Origin of the sequence: Rhizobium sp. L9 (assembly GCF_002531885.1) — a bacterium.
GTDB lineage: Bacteria > Pseudomonadota > Alphaproteobacteria > Rhizobiales > Rhizobiaceae > Rhizobium.
This window is the reverse complement of sequence record NZ_NWSZ01000019.1, coordinates 20696-39491: the sequence shown is the minus strand read 5'-3', so window position 1 is coordinate 39491 and position 18796 is coordinate 20696. Positions and strand designations below refer to the sequence as shown.

Genomic DNA, 18796 nt, shown 5'->3' with positions numbered 1-18796 from the left:
AATCGAAGGATCCAAGAACATGCCATATGTAACCACCAAAGACGGCGTAGAAATCTTCTACAAGGATTGGGGCTCTAAGGATGCCCGGCCGATCATGTTCCACCATGGATGGCCGCTGTCGTCCGACGACTGGGATGCGCAGATGCTGTTTTTCCTGTCGAAAGGTTTTCGCGTCGTCGCCCATGACCGGCGTGGCCATGGCCGATCCGCCCAGGTGGCCGACGGTCACGATATGGACCATTACGCAGCCGATGCCTTTGCCGTTGTCGAGGCGCTCGACCTGAAGAATGTCGTCCATATCGGTCATTCTACCGGTGGCGGGGAGGTCGCCCGTTATGTGGCCAAGCACGGCGAACCTGCCGGCCGCGTCGCCAAGGCGGTTCTCGTTTCGGCCGTGCCGCCGCTCATGCTCAAGACAGAGGCCAATCCCGAAGGCCTGCCGATGGAAGTGTTCGACGGTTTCCGCTCGGCACTTGCCGCCAACCGGGCGCAGTTCTTTCGCGACGTTCCGACCGGGCCGTTCTACGGCTTCAACCGCGAAGGCGCCAAGGTGCAGGAAGGCGTGATCCAGAACTGGTGGCGTCAGGGCATGATGGGCGGCGCCAAGGCCCATTACGATGGCATCAGGGCCTTCTCCGAAACCGACCAGACGGATGACCTGAAGGCAATCACCGTTCCGACGCTCGTCTTGCATGGGGAAGACGACCAAATCGTTCCGATTGCGGACTCGGCGCTGAAGTCGATGAAGCTTCTGAAGAAAGGTTCGCTGAAGACCTACCCAGGGTTTTCGCATGGCATGCTGACCGTGAATGCCGACGTGCTGAATGCCGACCTGCTGGCCTTCGTCCAGGCCTGATCGGTCCTGGCGACGGGTGCGGCCTCCCACGCACCCGTCGCCTCACAAAGATCCACAGGCGCTCGGCACACTACCCTCTTCGATAGAAACAGTCCCCGTTAAATGATCAGGCGACAGCCAAGAACTGCCGGATGCGATGGTCCTTCGGCGTTTGTCTCGTTGAAATAATTGCCACCATGCGAAAAACAACCACCGCCAAGACACCGGTACCTGTTCCCATGCAACTGACCCCGGACCTCGTAGCCAAAACCTTCAGGCCGGTCGAGGACGAGGGCCCAGAGCCTAACTGGACTCCAATCTCGGGTCTGCGACTCGATGAACTCGTCAGCAGAGTAGAGCGGGAGGCTGGTGACGAGGAGATATGGGTGTTCGCTTATGGGTCTTTGATGTGGAACCCGGGCTTCGAAGTAGCGACAAGTGAAGAAGCCCTTGCGTACGGGTGGCATCGTGCGTTCTCGTTGAGGATAGAACGGCTAAGGGCCACCTCCGATGCGCCGGGTCTGATGCTGGCGCTTCGGCCGGGAGGGAGTTGCTCTGGCCTCGTCCTGAAGCTCCCCTGCGCCACGAAAAGGCAGGATCTGCGTACGCTTCTGGCGCGCGAAATCCGATATGCCGAGGTGTGCGACATGGTGCGATGGGTTTCGGTCGAGACACCGACGGGTAGACGCCGCGCGCTCACATTTTGGGCGAGCACGAAGCGATCACGGCTCACGGAGAAGATACCGCTCGATGACGCAGCAGTGTTGATCGCTCAAGCATGCGGACCGGCGGGATCCTGCGCGGAATACCTGCATCGGACGGTCTTGAATCTGGCAGACCGGAACATCTTCGATCGAAACCTGTGGCAGCTACAGCAAATCGTCGCCGCAAGACTAAGGGCGCTTTCACAGGACGGCTCGATCTGAGGAAGGTGTAAGTTTCCTGAGGATCCGTGATGATGCGCGGCGGTGTGCGTCAATCCAGCATGACCATCTGCGCCGCGACTTGCTCTTCGAAGAATTTCGAGAATGAAGCGATGCGTGGTGGAAGGGCTTGGTACGGCGGGTAAAACAGCGTCAGCCACAGGTCAGGCGGCGCCCATCCCTTGAAGACGTGGACGAGACGACCGCTCCTGATGTGATCGGCGATGTTGAATCCTGGGAGCAGTGCGACACCTGCACCGTCGGCGGCCATGTCCGCCAGTACCTCGCCACTGTTGGCGCTGAAGGCCCGACCTGCCGAGATCGTGATGCTTGAGCCACCGTCGGACAATAGCCAGTTCTCGCGCCGGCTTTCGCCACTATAGGCGAGGCAGTCGTCTGGCTTTAGTTCGTTGGGATGTTGCATATCGGCGAAACGGCTCCCCGGGGCCGCGACCAGGATGCGCGGCACTACCCTGATTTTTCTCCAGATGGTGTACTTGTCCGAAGGCTGTGATGAGATGCGGATCGCCAGATCGTAATCGTCATCGACGATATTCACCAAACCGTCGGACAAGGAGATCTCAAAGCTCATCTTCGGATAGCGTTCCTTGAAACCTGACAGGATCGGCGGCAGCACGGTCTTGCCGAACCACGTCGGCGCGCTGATCCGCAGCCGCCCTTCGTCCGCCTTGTGTGCATTCATAACTTCGCGGCGCGCTTCTTCCAGCGTCTTCACCGCTGGCTGGATCTGCGCGGCGAAGATTGCGCCGTCAGTCGTCAGCGAGACTTGCCTTGTCGTGCGCACGAAAAGCTGCACGCCAAGTTCCGCCTCGAGTGCTGCGATCGCGCGTGTGACGGCTGCCGGCGTCATGTCCAACTCGCGGGCGACCTGGGCGAAATTTCGCTTCTCGGCCGCGAGCAGGAAGGTTCTGAGGGCTTTATAATCGTTCATGTCATTGTTTCAGGATTTGCAATTCACTCGAGAGGAATATTGCAATACCCGATGGCGATCAACGGGCGTAGTTTTCAGATGAACAATTTCAATGCCCACTGAAAGGCCTCTCCATGATTAAGGACATCAAGGGATTACACCACGTGACTTCGATGGCATCGGACGCGCGGCAGAACAATCGCTTCTTCACCGATACGCTTGGTCTGCGCCGCGTGAAGCAGACGGTCAACTTCGATGACCCCAGCGTCTATCACCTCTACTACGGTGACGAGACGGGGTCGGCCGGGACAGTGATGACCTACTTCCCGTTTCCAAACATGATGCTCGGCCGCCCCGGTGTTGGCGAAGTTGGCGAAACACAGTTCTCAGTGCCGAAGGGTTCGCTGATGTTCTGGCAGGACCGCTTCACCGGGCAGGGCGTGGAGGGACTGGAACTCGACACCGTGTTTGGCGCCAACCGGCTTCGCTTCATGGGGCCAGACGGCGACGTCCTTGCTCTCATTGAATCCTCCGACGACAAGCGGGCACCCTGGGTTGCCAATGGAATTCCCGACGATGCGGCAATTCGCGGTTTCGCCGGCGCAAGATTCAGTCTGCACGACACCGCTGCGACCGAAGAGCTGCTCGGCTTTATGGGCTACCAGCGCGCTGACAAAGAGGGCAACGTGACCCGATTCATTATCCCCGACGGCAATGGGGCAGACACGATCGATCTGGCAGCGTTGCCGAAGACGCCTTTTGCGCGCCAAGGCGCAGGTTCGGTGCACCACATCGCGTTCGCCGTCGAAAACCGCGAGAAGCAGCTCGAAGTGCGCAAAGCTCTCATGGATACAGGCTATCAGGTGACGCCCGTCATCGACCGCGACTATTTCTGGGCGATCTACTTCCGCACGCCTGGCGGGGTGCTGTTCGAGGTCGCGACGAGCGAGCCCGGCTTCAACCGGGACGAGGATACGGCGCATCTTGGGGAGGCTCTCAAGCTCCCAAGCCGATACGAGAACTACCGCACCGAGATTCAGGCCAACCTCGTGCCATTGGCGGCGTGAGCAGCAATCTCCCGTCAAAGCCACGATAAGAGCGCCGCGTCCGAAAGGGCCGCGGCGTTTTCCATTTCGGCCGCGCTTGCGGTCTAACGATTGTTGCAGATACCGCAATTCAATGGAAAGTCTTATTGCAATTCCGTGGGCATCAGCCGTGCGATAAGTTTGTTTTCAGCAGCCAAGACAACGAGTGAGCGGCTCCGAGACGGATCCAGGAACAGGTTCTCCGAACGAGCGTCGCACCCGCGTCCGATCAATTGCTGCTGCCCATTATAACACCGCAACAGGCGGTCCAAACAACCGAAGAGGAAGTGACCATGTCCAAGCTCGAAGTCCTGACCCCGGCAAACAGCCAGCTCATCTTCATCGACCAGCAGCCGCAGATGGCGTTCGGGGTCCAGTCGATCGATCGTCAGACGCTGAAGAACAATGTCGTCGGGCTTGCCAAGGCCGCCAAGATCTTCAACATCCCGACCACGATCACCACAGTCGAGACACAATCCTTCTCGGGTAACACGTATCCGGAACTGCTTGCTGTCTTCCCGGAGAACGACCTTCTCGAACGCACCTCGATGAACTCCTGGGACGACCAGAACGTCCGCGACGCGCTGGCGAAGAATGCCGCCGAGGGCCGCAAGAAGATCGTCGTCTCCGGTCTGTGGACCGAAGTCTGCAACACGACGTTCGCGCTTTCGGCCCTCCATGATGTCCCGGAATACGAGATCTACATGGTTGCGGATGCTTCCGGCGGCACTTCAGCCGACGCGCACAAATACGCGATGGATCGGATGGTGCAGGCCGGCGTGATTCCGGTCACCTGGCAGCAGGTCCTGCTCGAGTGGCAGCGCGACTGGGCCCGCAAGGAGACCTACGATGCGGTCACAGCCCTCGTAAAGGAGCATTCGGGCGCGTACGGAATGGGCATCGACTACGCCTACACGATGGTTCATGGCGCAGAAGAACGCGTCAAGCACGGCAAGCGCATCGGTCCGAATCCCGCAAAGTAACAGTCTGATCAGACCGCTCCGATCACCCCATCGGAGCGGTCCTTTCCGCAATCGGAGAACATCTCATGAAAATCTATCTAATGTCGCTTGGCGCTGGCCTGCTGGTCGGGACCGTCTATAGCCTTCTCAACGTCCGATCACCAGCACCGCCTGTCATTGCCCTGATCGGCCTTCTCGGAATCCTTGTCGGCGAACAAATTATTCCGTTCGCGAAGACGCTTTGGAGAAACGAGCCGGCGGCGATCTCATGGGTTCATCAGATCAAGCCGCACATCTTCGGTCACCTGCCGAGGGGCGGCGACCGCATCAACATTGCTCATAAGGCAAAGGCGAGTGTAGAGGAGCGGGGCTGATGACCACGCGTCGATCCTTTCTCGGAGGTGCATCGAGCTTGGCCTTCTCGAACCTCTTCTCACCAGCGAAAGCTGCCGATCCCAGACAGACCGGAGTAGATACCATGCATCCCGACCTGATCCTCCACAATGGCCGCGTGACGACCCTTGACCGGACCAATCCGAATGCGACGGCAATCGCCATTAAGGATGGGCTGTTCCTCGAAGTCGGATCCGATAGTGAGATCATGGCGCGCGCTGATTCCAGCACTAAGATCATCGACCTCAAGGGCAAGCGCGTTCTCCCCGGCCTTATCGACAACCATACCCATGTTGTTCGCGGTGGCCTGAACTACAACATGGAACTGCGCTGGGACGGCGTGCGCTCGCTCGCCGACGCGATGGACATGCTGAAGCGCCAGGTGGCGATCACGCCCGCGCCGCAGTGGGTTCGCGTCGTCGGCGGGTTCACGGAACATCAGTTCGCCGAAAAGCGGCTGCCCACTCTCGACGAGATCAACGCTGTCGCGCCTGACACACCCGTGTTCCTTCTGCACCTCTATGATCGTGCGCTGCTCAACGGTGCGGCTCTCCGCGCTGTCGGCTACACCCGTGACACCCCGAACCCGCCCGGAGGCGAGATCACACGCGATGCCAACGGCAATCCGACCGGTATGCTGCTGGCCAAGCCGAATGCAGGCATTCTCTATTCGACGCTTGCCAAGGGGCCCAAGCTTCCGCTGGACTACCAGGTCAACTCTACCCGCCACTTCATGCGCGAGTTGAACCGACTTGGCGTGACAGGTGTGATCGACGCGGGTGGTGGTTTCCAGAACTATCCTGACGACTATGAGGTCATCCAGAAGCTGTCCGACGAGAACCAGATGACGGTGCGGCTGGCCTACAATCTCTTCACCCAGAAGCCGAAGGAAGAGAAGCAGGACTTCCTGAACTGGACCCAGTCGGTCAAATACAAGCAGGGTAACGACTACTTCCGGCACAATGGTGCGGGCGAGATGCTTGTGTTCTCGGCCGCCGACTTCGAGGATTTCCGCCAGCCCCGTCCGGAGATGGCTCCGGAAATGGAAGGAGAGCTGGAAGAGGTCGTCCGCGTCCTGGCCGAAAATCGCTGGCCGTGGCGTCTGCACGCCACCTATGACGAGACGATCTCCCGTGCCCTTGACGTGTTCGAGAAGGTCGACAAGGACATTCCACTCGAGGGACTAAACTGGTTCTTCGACCATGCCGAAACCATCTCGGATCGCTCGATCGACCGTATCGCCGCGCTCGGCGGTGGTATCGCCACACAACATCGTATGGCATATCAGGGCGAATACTTCGTTGAGCGCTATGGGCACGGCGTGGCGGAAGCGACACCGCCGATCAGGAAGATGCTCGACAAGGGCGTGAACGTCTCGGCCGGGACCGATGCCACCCGCGTCGCCTCCTATAATCCGTGGGTTTCGCTGTCGTGGATGGTGACTGGCAAGACGCTCGGCGGCATGCAGCTCTATCCGCGTGTCAATTGCCTCGACCGCGAGACGGCGCTCAGGATGTGGACCGAAAAGGTCACATGGTTCTCCAACGAGGAAGGCAAGAAAGGCCGCATCGAGAAGGGTCAGTTCGCCGATCTCGTGGTGCCGGACAAGGATTTCTTCTCCTGCGCCGAGGACGAGATCTCCTTCCTTGTTTCGGAACTGACAATGGTCGGCGGCAAGATCGTGTACGGCGCGGGTGACTTCAAGGCGCTTGACGAGAACGACATCCCGCCCGCGATGCCCGACTGGTCGCCTGTCCGCAAGTTCGGCGGTTACGCGGCTTGGGGTGAACCGGAAGGGGCAGGCGCTCGTTCGCTGCGCCGCACCGCTATCTCTACATGCGCATGTGCGAGCAATTGCGGCGTGCACGGCCACGACCATGCCGGAGCCTGGACATCCAAGCTCCCGATTGCCGACCTCAAGGGCTTCTTCGGCGCTCTCGGCTGCTCCTGCTGGGCGGTCTGACGAACATTCAGCTCGGGTGGCCCATCGGCACCCGGGCGTCACTCCATAATTGCCGATTTCGCAATTAAATCGAAACTATTGCTGCAATTGTTGGCAATGCGGTAACCAGCCAATATCGCTCCATCGAACGCAGCCGCTTGCGGCGAACATACAGGAGCAGATATGACCTACCAAACTCAATCATCCAATCCAATCCGGAGCGGCGTGGCACGCGTCGTCAGATCGCCTGTCGTGCGGACGGCGTCGCTGATGGCTCTTTGCGCGGCCTACATCCAAGGCCCGCTCACCAAGGTCTTCGACTTCAACGGTGCCCTGAGCGAGATGGATCACTTCGGTCTGCACCCAGCCTCCTTCTTCGCAGTAGCGGTCATCGTATTCGAGCTGACGGCCTCCGCCATGGTTGTCTCGGGCTTCCTGCGCTGGGCGGGCGCGCTGGCACTGGCAGGCTTCACGCTTCTAGCGACCCTCGTCGCCCTCCGCTTCTGGGAAATGGCGTCTGGAATGGACCGCATACTGGCCACCAATGCCTTCTTTGAACACGTCGGCCTTGCTGGCGCATTCGTGTTCGTTGCAGCATTCGACCTCACAAAGGGAGCAGGCAAATGAGCGCCGCAAAATCATCCGCGGGAGCCTTCGCGCCGCTTGCGCAGCCCGTGTTCGCTGTCCTCTGGATCGCCACCGTTATCGGCAATACCGGAACCTTCATGCGCGATGTCGCAAGCTCCTGGTTGATGACGGATCTGTCCGCATCGCCGGCCGCGGTCGCCATGGTCCAGGCTGCCGGAACCCTGCCGATCTTCCTGCTTGGCATCCCCGCAGGCGTTCTCACCGACATCCTCGATCGCCGCAAGTTCCTGATCGCCATCCAGGTGCTACTCGCCTCTGTCAGCATCGCGCTGATGGTTCTCTCGCAGACAGGCATGCTTTCGGTCAGCGCGCTGATCGGCCTGACCTTTTTCGGCGGCATTGGCGCGGCATTGATGGGACCGACATGGCAAGCAATTGTGCCGGAACTGGTGAAGCGCGAGGACGTGAAGAGCGCGGTGGCGCTCAACTCGCTCGGCATCAACATCGCCCGCTCCATCGGGCCTGCCGCGGGTGGCCTGCTTCTCGCAGCCTTCGGAGCCGGGATCACCTATGGCGCGGACGTGGCCAGCTATGTCGTCGTGATCGCAGCTCTTGTCTGGTGGCCGCGGACAAAGAACTCCAACGATGCGCTTCAGGAGAACTTCTTCGGTGCGTTCCGGGCCGGACTTCGCTACACCCGCTCGAGCGAGCCACTGCACGTCGTGCTTCTGCGGGCCGCGATCTTCTTTGCCTTCGCCAGCGCAGTCTGGGCTCTTCTTCCGCTCGTTGCCCGACAACTCCTCGGTGGTGATGCAGGCTTCTATGGCATCCTGCTTGGTGCGGTAGGTGCTGGTGCGATCGGGGGAGCCTTGGTGATGCCGAAGCTGCGTGAACGCTTGAGCTCGGACGGACTGCTTCTCGGCGCCGCGCTTGTCACAGCAGCCGTCATGGGAGTCCTGTCGCTTGCGCCGCCGAAGATCATTGCCATCGTGGTCCTTCTTTTCCTCGGGGGAGCATGGATCACTGCCCTGACTACACTCAATGGGGCAGCGCAGGCCGTTCTCCCGAACTGGGTGCGTGGTCGTGGTCTTGCCGTCTATCTGACCGTCTTCAACGGTGCGATGACTGCCGGAAGTCTCGGCTGGGGTGCAGTCGGCGAAGCTGTCGGCATCCAGTCCACCTTGCTCATTGGAGCGGCCGGCCTGCTCATCGCCGGGTTCATCATGCACCGCGTGAAGCTTCCCGCAGGCGATGCCGACCTTGTGCCGTCCAACCACTGGCCCGAGCCGCTCGTTGCCGAGCCAGTTGCCCATGATCGTGGCCCAGTTCTCATCCTGATCGAATACAAGGTCGAGAAGCAGCACCGCACAGCCTTCCTGCACGCTCTCGACCATCTTTCCAGGGAACGTCGCCGCGACGGTGCCTACGGATGGGGTGTCACTGAGGACTCGGCGGACCCTGAGAAGATCGTCGAGTGGTTCATGGTGGAATCCTGGGCTGAACATCTTCGCCAGCACAAGCGGGTCTCGAACGCCGACGCCGATCTGCAGGGGAAGGTTCTGGCTTACCATGCCGGTCCTGAGAAACCCGTCGTCCGGCACTTCCTGACAATCAACCGACCGGCGGCGGCTTGACACGGAAAAAAGGGGTGGCGGCTACGGCCGCCGCCTCCAAATGCTCTGGCGAGCTAGGTAACTCCTGCGATCATTTTGCGATGCGAACGCCGCCAATCCTACCGCAGCAGGCCTTCGCTCCCGAACTCGTCCCAACCGCTCAGCCCGGTCGCGGGGTCGTCATCGTTCGCATCAGCTTGTTTGACTTTTTCTTGTTTTTTCAGTGAACGCGTCAGCTTCGCCTGATAGGCGGCGCGTCGCCGGTTTTCCGCTTTCACCACCGCGTCTTGCTCGCGCCATTCGTCCACGGCCCCGCGGTCGAGCAGATCCTCTACAACCCGTGGATCAAATACGTGGAAGGTGATCCGTCGCGCTCGGCCTTGCAGCCGGACAGTTCTCGTTCCAGCGCTCGGAAGACGCCCATCCTCCAGCCAACGCATCCTTTCAGAGGCCGTGATCGTTAGGATGTCCTCGATCTCGCGAGGGATGATCCGAAGGTCTGAAATGTTCTGGAGGGCTTCGGTCACAATCGACGAGGTCGCGCGAAACGCCGTCTTCGAAGTCTCCGGCATGACGAGGGTAAGCTCGCCCGACTGCACATCCAGCGACTTTCTGACCGCCGGGGGCAGGCGGGACCGGATCTCCTGCAGGATTCCCTTCACCCTGACAGCCGATCCGAGCGTCGCCTCCACGGGGAGTGACCACTCCCTGATCAGCTCGGGATCATCGCTCTTATTTTTCGTCTTCGTGTTGGGCATACCGGAGCAGATGGGTCGGAAGCGGCGAGCGTCAACCGGCTGCCTGTCCGATGCCCGCCTTTGGCGCTTCGCACATTCGGGCGATTTTGCTTGATCCACCAGGGCGGCCTATTGTGTCCGTTCTGTTAGCAGGCACCCACCCTGCCGTGAGGGATCACCCACTTTAAAGCGGCAGGGCCGCTCAAGTCCTTCCGCCGCCAGCGGCCAGCGATTTGATCGGCTTGACTTCGTACTACATTGACGGGTTTTACCACAAGGAACGCGGCCATTCAGGACATCGCCAAGGTTCCGACCAACTCCCTCGAGTCTATGTCCACGTTGACGAGCGCCCTTGAAATCTGCGGTGAAAGGAACGCCCGCAACCTCGGCAGAAAGCCGCGAGTCAAGCGGCTGACGTGCGGTAGGTCGGACACTCGAGAGGATCGCCCGTACCGTGACAGACATCGAACTACCGGTCGTTGTCTTCCCCTCGCTTGAAATAGGGCAGCAGAGGCGGCGCCAATCAACAGAAAGACGCCCACGCCGGAAAGGGGTCCAAATCCCGGCAAGCGTATCGTCAGGGTTTAGGGCAAGCGACGGATGGGCGGCGGTGGGAATATCGGCCGCTCGAGAATGCACAATCGACTTGCTTCGGCACAGGCCTGAGATTGGGTCGGCCGAGATGCGCGAGAACAGACCGGCGGACGTCGCCACTCGGCAGCTGGGCAAAGCGGTCAGGCTTGATACCGTATTTTAGGGTGGACCATGTATTTGAACCTTACCTTTCTAGAGTTTCAGATGACCTGTTCCGGCGGACGATCTTTGCCGACATTTTCCGCAAGGAAATCTATGAAAGCGCGAATGCGGGCTGCGAGGTGCTCGTGCCCGGCGAATACTGCGTGGATCAATTCGATGTCTTCAGGATTGTATTCTTCCAGCACGGGGATGAGTAATCCAGAGTCGATCTCTGGCTCTACATGAAATTGGCCGATGCGAGCCAAACCAACGCCGGCAAGGCACAGCCTGCGTATGGCCATTCCGCTGTTGACCGCGCTGTTGCCGGATACGGTCAACCGATACATCTCGGTCGATCCCGGCGCTCGAAAGGGCCACTCGTTGAGCGTTCGGCGGAAATTGAAAGTCAGGCAATTGTGGCCAGCGAGATCGGCCGGTGTCTTTGGTATGCCATGGGCATCCAGATAGGCCTGAGATGCAACAATGACGCGCCGGCTTTCAAGGAGTTTTCGGGCTTTCAGTGACGAATCTTCCATGGGGCCGGAGCGGATCGCAATGTCGGTCCGCTCTTCGATCAAGCCAATGACGCCGTCCGTAAGTGATATGTCGAGTTGCACTTCGGAATAGAGTTTGAGGAACTTCGGGACGAGCGGGAGCAGATAGCGTTCGCCAAAGCCAACGGAGGCATTGACCCTGAGAATCCCTCGCGGCGCGACTTTTCTACCAGACGCGATGATCCGTTCAGTCTCCGCAATGTCGCCCAGGATTCGCCGGGCTCTCTCCAGATAAATTTCGCCTTCCGGCGTGAGCGTCATCGTGCGGGTTGAGCGGACGAGCAGTCGGGTCCCGAGCCGGTCCTCAATCCTGGTGACAAGCTTGCTCACCGCCGAGGGCGAAAGTTTCAGGCGCCGTCCGGCCGCCGAAAAACTCTGCAATTCCGCTGCGTTTACAAATACTTCCATTTCACCAGTGCGATTATCCATCGTGTCTTCCTGTGAATTCGATTCACATCTGTTTCTTCAATAGTGCCAATTATCACAAAAGTTCCGTGCAATCATATTGCGGTCAACAACTTCGTCTGACAGCGCTGCTGTCTTTGCAGCCGCCACCTCAACGGCGAGCGGAAGGAATTTATCATGCCTTTAGCAATCTTAGCCTTGACGATCGCGGCCTATGCGATCGGTACCACAGAATTCGTGATTGTCGGTCTTTTGCCGACCGTTGCCACAGACCTCAACATTACCCTGCCGCTTGCCGGGCTTATCGTCAGCGTCTATGCGCTCGGCGTCACCTTTGGCGCGCCGATCCTGACGGCGCTCACTGCCAAAATCGAAAGAAAGCCGTTGCTGCTCGGCCTGATGGCCTTGTTCATCGTTGGCAATACAATCGCGGCGTCGTCGCCGGGCTACGATCTGCTGCTTGTGGCCCGGGTGATCGCCGCCTTCGCCCATGGCGTGTTCTTCTCGGTCGGCTCGACCATTGCCGCCGATCTCGTGCCGGAGAACCGCCGCGCTTCGGCCATTGCCATGATGTTCATGGGCCTGACAGTTGCCATCGTCACGGGCGTGCCACTCGGCACCTATATTGGCCAGATCCTCGGTTGGCGCTCGACTTTCTGGGCCGTTGCCGCACTCGGCGTCATCGCCTTCCTCGCCATTGCCGCCCTGTTGCCGCACACGCTCAAGAAGGCGCCGCCGGCAAGCCTACTCGATCAGCTTCGCGTTCTTGGCTCCGGTCGTCTGCTCATCGTCTTCGCAATGACAGCGCTTGGCTACGGCGGCACCTTCGTCGCCTTCACCTTTCTGGCGCCAATCCTGCAGGAAATCACCGGCTTCTCCGAGGAGAGCGTCAGCCTTATTTTGGTTCTCTACGGCATCGCAATCGCAATCGGCAACATTGCCGGCGGCAGGATCGCCAACCTTAACCCGGTCAAGGCATTGATCGGTCTGTTCATCTTGCAGGCCATTGTACTTGTCATCTTGACCTTTACCGCGGCCTCGCCGGTTCTGGCGATCGTCACCCTTGCTGCGCTCGGGTTCCTTCAGTTCGGCAACGTGCCCGGCCTCCAGCTCTATGTCGTCAAACTGGCCAAAGAACACCGTCCGGGTGCCGTGGACGTCGCATCGGCTCTCAATATTGCCGCCTTCAACCTAGGCATCGCGATCGGCGCATGGCTGGGCGGCCTGGTGGTTGAATCGCCGCTTGGCCTCGGTGCGACCCCTTGGGTTGGTGCCCTCCTGGTTGTCATCGCTCTGTTGCTGACCGTGTTGAGCGGCGCTCTCGACCGTCGCGCGGTTCCGGCCCTGAAGACAGCCTAACACAGCGACCCGGCGCGTTCGGCGCCGGGTCGCCCCATAGGATCTCACCCAGGAGAATTCCCATGTCTACTTTGAAAGCCCGCCAGTTTTCCGCGCTTTCGGAGGACGCCTGACGCCCGGGGGGCGAAATTTCGTTTCTCGGCTGATGGCGATCAACGGGCGTGGTTTCGAGACGATCGCTGCCTTCATTGAGGGCCAGATTGTTTCCCCGACTGGTTACCGAAGGATCCAAGAGATCTGCTGAAAACACGACTGCTGATGGCCGATGAACTAGGCCGTGGACTCGTTATGGCGAAGCGTGAGGCGCACACAGGCCAGTTTTGTCATGGCGAGGAAACTCGTGCCCAACTTCTCATACCGGGTCGCAATCCGTCGAAAACATTTGAGCTTACTAAAGAACCGCTCAATGAGATTTCGCTTTCTGTAAAGCCAAGGGCTGAAGACGACTGGCCTCTTCCTGTTGGATTTTGGCGGAATGTTCGCCCATGATCCTTTCATTCTGACCTCCGCGCGGAGCCAGTCGGCATCATAGGCTTTGTCTGCAACAACCATATCACCTTGGGATAGATCAGTAAGCAGCTCTTTCGCCGCAGTTAGGTCGTGAGCGTGACCGGGCGTGATAGCAATCTTGATCGGTAGCCCCTTGCCATAAGTGACGGCATGAATTTTGGTCGTGAGACCACCGCGACTTCGCCCAAGGCAACGATCCGGGTGTTCGGTCGTTAGCGTGGCCGCCAGATGATGGACGCGAACAGAAGTGCCGTCAATCATAGCGATTCCATCATTCGAATCGCTCGTGACAGCTTCCATGAGCCTGTCCCAAATTCCAGCCATCGTCCAACGCCTGAAGCGATTGTAGCATGTCGTATATGGTCCATATCGTTCTGGGACATCACGCCAGGGGGCTCCAGATCGAAGAACCCAAAAGATGCCATTCAGCACTCGCCGGTCATCGACGCGAGCGACACCCCGTGATTTGTTGGGCAACAGCGGCTTAATCACTCGCCATTCGAAGTCAGTCAGATCATATCGGCTCATGCGGAGCGTGAATCAGAATTCGCCGCGACATGAAAGCAGTCGTTCGATAGCCAATCCTATTGCGGGCTTACACGGGGCGCTGTAATCTGATGACGCGCTCGCAGGCATCCCGCCTCAATCACTGCGCACTTTCATGACAGGAAAAACCGGTTTCGATGCGCTCATGCATCAGGTCTGTGTCGGCTGGGGTCACTGCGGGAGCGTGCAGGCAGACAAATATGTGCACGTGACTGACTTCATGCCAAACTCGGGCACAGTGACCGCAACCCAGTTCGCTGAATGGGTCCTCACCGCAGAAGGCGAGGCCGATGCTCCCTTGGCCTACAGAGAAAGATGGCTTTCCCGCCTGAGGGACGCCTTCATCGAGCACATGGGAGCAGATCGTGTGGACGCGCAACGGATGCGATGGCAATCAGAATAGCCCGTTCTGAAACTCTCCACCGGTCATTTCGAATTTACGAGTTCACGGCCTAGTTGGCGGCTTTGGACGAAATTGCAGATACCGCACGGAAACAAAACGGCAGCTATGTGGTTACTGATCAGACGCGCAGGAGCGTTTCCCTTGCGAGGAAAAGTAGCCGTAACGGGAGCAAGACGATGGACACAGGAACACATTGGGCGCTTCTCCTTGGCATATTGACGTTGGCGAGCTGGTTGGCCGGAGGCTTCGCGGCTGTGCTTGGAACGTGGAGCTTGGCCATCACGGGCAAAAGACAGCCGAATATCTGACATTCGGTCTGAGCGTCACCGGCTTCATCTCCGCCATCGCGATGGTATTGATCCTGGTGATCCGATGACCTCGATCACCCGACTGGCCATAGGGCCGGCCTTCCCGCGACCGTCGACTATGTGGCTGCGGGCTGGATGATCGTTCGGGGGAAGGAGCTCTGATCGATCTGCCTATCCGCTACCCCTGACGTCGCGCGGCGGTCTGCCCGGCGGCAGCAGGCGGACGACGAAAGATCGAGACTTGGTTGCGTCCGGCCTCCTTGGCGCGGTAAAGCGCCATGTCGGCCTCGTGCTGGAGATTGGCCAACGAAACATCCGTATCGAGTGCCGATTTGAACGCCACCCCGACGCTCAGCGTCACCGAGGGGCCAACGCTGGAGGCCGGGTTCGGCAGGGCGGCCGCTTCCACGCTTTCGCGTATTCGCCGGGCGACCGCGATGGCCTCTTCTTCATCGACATCAGGAAGCACGATGAGAAACTCCTCGCCGCCATGGCGAGAGACAAGATCGCGATCTGCGCGCACGCAGCTCTGGATGATGCCGGCAACCTTGACGAGGCAGCGATCGCCTTCGCCATGGCCGAGCTTATCGTTCAGCCCCTTGAAATGATCAATATCGCACATCAGCATGGCGACGCCAGTTTCGCGGCCATTGCGCCAGAGGCCCTCGAGCGTTTCCATCATCCAACGGCGATTGGCGATCCCGGTGAGCGGGTCGGTTCGGGCCAGCCGCTCCAATCGGGCGTTCGCGTCGGCCAGCTCCGCGACACGGCGTTGATCCCTGCAGTCCAGAAGAAATGTCTTCTGCGCCAGAATATTCATCGTTCGCCTGGCGACCACCGTAGCGATGATCCCACAGGAAAAGAACAGGGTCGCGGCGACGACACTGCCCGCTTCCAAGAGCGGGTTGTACCATTGGAGGATGAAGTAGAGACAAAGGGCATAACAGGCAATTGCAATCGTCCAGGCCAGCGGTACGCTGAAGATGGTGATTGCGCTCGTCGCGACGAACAACATGATGCTCAAATGCCGCTCGTAAAATTCGCCGCCGGCAAAAACGCCGACGAGCCCGACCGAGAGGAGAATTAGGAACATTCCCACAAGCAGCGACGCCCGCTGAACGGCCGCCGGCCGCGGCTTGTTCCAGACGACCGCGGTCAAGATTGCCGCCGGCGGCAAAAGGCAGGCGGGGGCAATCATCGACAGAACGATCTGCCCGGGAAGCAGGAGTGCGTTCAGCGCCAGCGTCAGAACATCGACGAATGCGACCCAAATCATCCAGGAGCGGATGACCTTCGCGGTCTGCCGCCACAGCCTTTCGTCAAAACGGCGGCGCAGCTCGCCCGTCAGGCGGATATCGCGGGTTCGGCCCGATAAAAGACGTTCGACCTCATCCGCCATTGCGCCAGACAGCGGCCGTGGCGGAACAGAGCCCGCTGGAGAGGTTTCAGAGGAAGTGCTTTTGGCATCACTCATCTTTGATTTAACTAGCCGCGATGCAAAGCCCGGCAAGGCTTACGTACCCGCATCGGGATTCGTATGTTGATATTTTGTAAACAAGATTGCGCGCGCGGTCTGGGCCGGATCGTCTCGCTCATGCTACCAACCCTTTTCCGAAAGGGGACAGGATGAGGCTCAAACTGGTTGCAGTTGCGGTCGCGGCGCTGGCGCCGGTGGTTGCGATGCTCGTCTACAACGAAGTCGCGCTCCGCCACCAGCGCAACGAGGAAGTGCGCGCCTCCGCGGCGCAGGCGGCGAGGCAAGCCTCGTCGGAAGTCGAACGGATCATCGAGGGTCTGCACGCCCTTCTCGTCGCCGTATCCGCCATGCCTTCCGTCCGGCACCTCGACGTCCAGGCTTGCAACGATGCACTGAAGTCGGTTGTCGAAAGCATCCCCAACATCCGCACCATCTTCGTCGCCGGTCTCGATGGGCGGCCGATCTGCGGAAGCATGGCTTTTCCCCCGGGCGTGGTGTTTTCCGACCGCGATTACTTCCGGCAGACTCTGGAGACCAAAGACTTCGTCGTCGGCACCTATACGCAGAGCCGCCTTTCCGATCGCCCGGTGTTGCCGCTCGCGATGCCGCTGATGGAAGGCGATAGCATCAAGGCGATGATCATCAGCGGAATTCGGCTGGACTGGCTGCAGAACCGCATCACCGAGCGCGGTGTTGCTCCCGGCAATGCGGTGACGCTCGCCGACGCCAAAGGGACTATCATTGCGCACGTTCCCTCTCCCGAACAGTTCGTCGGTACGGTTATGCCCGAGGAATACCAGCGGCTGATCCACGCCGAACAGCCTGATGTCATCGAGATGACCGGCCAGGACGGAACAGCGCATATCGTCGGCTATCGCCCGATAGCCTTGCCTTCCAACCCACTCTATGTCAGCGCCGGCTTCTCGAAAGCGGAAGCCTTCGCGCCGATCGACCGGGCGACGCTGATGAATACGCTCGCCATCATCGGCGGTGCGCTTTTCGCCTTCCTCGCCGCGATTTTTATCGGCAACCGCTTCATCCTGATACCGATCTCCAGGATCGCGGATGTGATGGAAAGTTGGCGCAGCGGTCAGACGACGGCGCGGACCGGCATGAAGGGACCGGGCGAGCTGGGGCAGGTCGGCGCAACCTTCGATCGGCTGCTCGATGAACTCGAAGAGCGCAGGCGCCAAAATCAGCAGGCGGAGGAGGAACGAAGCCTGCTCGTCCGCGAGCTGGCGCATCGCGTCAAGAATGGCTTCACGCTCGTGCAGGCGATTGCCAGACAGACCTTCTCGCGGTCCGATCCGGAGAGATACAATTCCTTCGCCGAGCGGCTCGCAGCCCTCGCCGGCACCTATGACCTCATCCTGTCGCGGGAGGGGTCGGCTTCGCCCATTCGGGATATCCTCTCCGCAGCCCTGCGGGCGCATGTCGCCTCGCAAGCCGAGCGCATTCATCTCGAAGGACCGGACGTCGTTCTTCCCGCAGACACCGCCCTGCCGCTCTCGCTCGTGATTCATGAGCTGGCGACCAATGCAACCAAGTATGGAAGCCTCGGCAGCGAAAATGGAACAGTCACCATCGAATGGAAACATGAGGATGGACGCGTCCAGCTTCTGTGGAGGGAAGCCGGCGGCCCGCCGGTCTCGACGCCGACGAAAAAGGGCTTCGGCTCGGTGCTCATAGAACGTGCCTTCCCTTCGAAGGCGCAGGCGCGATCCCGGGTGGACTACCGGACCGAAGGCCTCATCTTCGAAGTAATATTTTCTATTGGGGAACCGGTTGCCAAAGGCGAAGTTGACCCTCCAAGCCGGGACGAAAAGCATACGAGCCAGACATGAAAACAAAGGTAGTCGTGGTCGAGGACGAAGCTCTGCTGATGATGATGGCGGTCGCCATCGTCGAGGAGGCAGGCTTTGAGGCGCTCGAGGCACGCAATGCCGACGAGGCGCTGATGCTTTTCGAAAGAGTGCCCGGCATCCGGATCCTGTTTACGGATATCGACATGCCGGGCAGCATGGATGGCTTGATGCTGGCAAAGGCTGTCCGCGACCGCTGGCCGCCGGTGGAAATTATCCTCGCCTCCGGCATGAAGCAGCCCGACGCGAATGACCTGCCTGAGCGCGGCCTCTTCTTCTCCAAGCCTTACGACATCCGCAAGCTCACCGATGCGCTCGTCAGGATGGCCGCCTAAAGCATGGTCTTCAAAAACGTCGCCGAGGCGTCCTTGGACGCTGAGCCATGCATCCTTTTGGAATCTTGTGCGTTTCCCTAATCCAACAGCAAAGGAGACGATCATGTCGAAACGTGAACTGGTAGATACGGGCACCGACAAGCGCTACGTCCGCCGCGACAAGCGCGGTCGCTTCAAGGAATCCGACGACGTCGGCCGCTCGCTGTCGGCAGACAAGCGGCGGCGGGCAAAGAATGACACCAAGCCCGGGGAAGGCGACCGAGGCGACCATCACGCCAAAAAGCACTGAAGGT

The 18796-nt window shown here is 59.7% G+C and carries 17 protein-coding genes; 12 read left to right on the top strand and 5 right to left on the bottom strand.

Translation table 11 applies throughout. The features are described from left to right. Positions 1 to 19 precede the first annotated feature (19 nt). Entirely contained in the window at positions 20 to 856 is an 837-nt protein-coding gene (locus CO660_RS19620) for an alpha/beta hydrolase (RefSeq protein WP_348627649.1), read from the top strand. 176 nt (positions 857 to 1032) lie between these two features. Next, on the top strand, positions 1033 to 1761 hold the full coding sequence (locus CO660_RS19615) for a gamma-glutamylcyclotransferase (RefSeq protein ID WP_097600133.1): 729 nt from the start codon (positions 1033 to 1035) through the stop codon (positions 1759 to 1761). 49 nt (positions 1762 to 1810) lie between these two features. Here CO660_RS19615 and CO660_RS19610 read toward each other — a convergent pair whose 3' ends face one another. Next, complete coding sequence (locus CO660_RS19610) at positions 1811 to 2710, bottom strand: LysR family transcriptional regulator (protein ID WP_085781364.1); 900 nt, start codon at positions 2708 to 2710, stop codon at positions 1811 to 1813. Between the two features lie 113 nt (positions 2711 to 2823). Between CO660_RS19610 and CO660_RS19605 the strand changes: the two genes are divergently transcribed. From CO660_RS19605 to CO660_RS19580, 6 genes are all read left to right on the top strand, one after another. Then, on the top strand, positions 2824 to 3756 hold the full coding sequence (locus CO660_RS19605) for a VOC family protein (RefSeq protein WP_097600132.1): 933 nt from the start codon (positions 2824 to 2826) through the stop codon (positions 3754 to 3756). 311 nt (positions 3757 to 4067) lie between these two features. Beyond that, positions 4068 to 4757: a hydrolase gene (locus CO660_RS19600; protein WP_097600131.1), complete on the top strand. Its 690-nt coding sequence runs from the start codon at positions 4068 to 4070 to the stop codon at positions 4755 to 4757. Between the two features lie 65 nt (positions 4758 to 4822). Further along, positions 4823 to 5110, top strand: coding sequence for a XapX domain-containing protein (locus tag CO660_RS19595; protein WP_097600130.1), 288 nt, complete (start codon positions 4823 to 4825; stop codon positions 5108 to 5110). Further along, entirely contained in the window at positions 5110 to 7092 is a 1983-nt protein-coding gene (locus tag CO660_RS19590) for an amidohydrolase (RefSeq protein ID WP_097600129.1), read from the top strand. Before CO660_RS19595 ends, CO660_RS19590 begins: the two co-directional genes overlap by 1 nt. A 162-nt stretch (positions 7093 to 7254) precedes the next feature. Next, the gene (locus tag CO660_RS19585) at positions 7255 to 7698 is read left to right on the top strand and encodes a DoxX family protein (protein WP_097600128.1); all 444 of its coding nucleotides are present in this window, start codon (positions 7255 to 7257) and stop codon (positions 7696 to 7698) included. After that, on the top strand, positions 7695 to 9293 hold the full coding sequence (locus tag CO660_RS19580) for an MFS transporter (RefSeq protein ID WP_097600127.1): 1599 nt from the start codon (positions 7695 to 7697) through the stop codon (positions 9291 to 9293). Before CO660_RS19585 ends, CO660_RS19580 begins: the two co-directional genes overlap by 4 nt. A gap of 98 nt (positions 9294 to 9391) precedes the next feature. Here the strand turns inward: CO660_RS19580 and CO660_RS19575 are convergent, their stop codons facing one another. Both CO660_RS19575 and CO660_RS19570 read right to left on the bottom strand, forming a co-directional pair. Next, a complete protein-coding gene (locus tag CO660_RS19575; protein ID WP_097600126.1) occupies positions 9392 to 10030 on the bottom strand; it encodes a hypothetical protein in 639 nt (212 codons plus the stop codon). 773 nt (positions 10031 to 10803) lie between these two features. Continuing rightward, positions 10804 to 11727, bottom strand: a complete 924-nt coding sequence (locus CO660_RS19570) for a LysR family transcriptional regulator (RefSeq protein WP_097600125.1) — start codon at positions 11725 to 11727, stop codon at positions 10804 to 10806. 153 nt (positions 11728 to 11880) lie between these two features. On the opposite strand from CO660_RS19570, the gene CO660_RS19565 reads away from it, so the two are divergent. Beyond that, complete coding sequence (locus tag CO660_RS19565) at positions 11881 to 13062, top strand: MFS transporter (RefSeq protein WP_097600124.1); 1182 nt, start codon at positions 11881 to 11883, stop codon at positions 13060 to 13062. A 270-nt stretch (positions 13063 to 13332) separates the two neighbouring features. Here the strand turns inward: CO660_RS19565 and CO660_RS19560 are convergent, their stop codons facing one another. Then, positions 13333 to 14100 (bottom strand): IS5 family transposase, encoded by a 768-nt coding sequence (locus CO660_RS19560; RefSeq protein ID WP_097600123.1) that lies wholly within the window; start codon positions 14098 to 14100, stop codon positions 13333 to 13335. A gap of 907 nt (positions 14101 to 15007) precedes the next feature. Next, complete coding sequence (locus CO660_RS19545; RefSeq protein WP_097600121.1) at positions 15008 to 16303, bottom strand: GGDEF domain-containing protein; 1296 nt, start codon at positions 16301 to 16303, stop codon at positions 15008 to 15010. Between the two features lie 152 nt (positions 16304 to 16455). On the opposite strand from CO660_RS19545, the gene CO660_RS19540 reads away from it, so the two are divergent. The 3 genes from CO660_RS19540 to CO660_RS19530 all read left to right on the top strand — a co-directional run bounded on the left by CO660_RS19540 (position 16456) and on the right by CO660_RS19530 (position 18792). Continuing rightward, a complete protein-coding gene (locus CO660_RS19540; protein WP_097600120.1) occupies positions 16456 to 18150 on the top strand; it encodes a cache domain-containing protein in 1695 nt (564 codons plus the stop codon). Continuing rightward, the gene (locus tag CO660_RS19535; protein ID WP_097600119.1) at positions 18147 to 18503 is read left to right on the top strand and encodes a response regulator; all 357 of its coding nucleotides are present in this window, start codon (positions 18147 to 18149) and stop codon (positions 18501 to 18503) included. Before CO660_RS19540 ends, CO660_RS19535 begins: the two co-directional genes overlap by 4 nt. Before the next feature lie 103 nt (positions 18504 to 18606). Further along, on the top strand, positions 18607 to 18792 hold the full coding sequence (locus tag CO660_RS19530; RefSeq protein ID WP_097600118.1) for a hypothetical protein: 186 nt from the start codon (positions 18607 to 18609) through the stop codon (positions 18790 to 18792). The last annotated feature ends 4 nt before the right edge of the window (positions 18793 to 18796 follow it).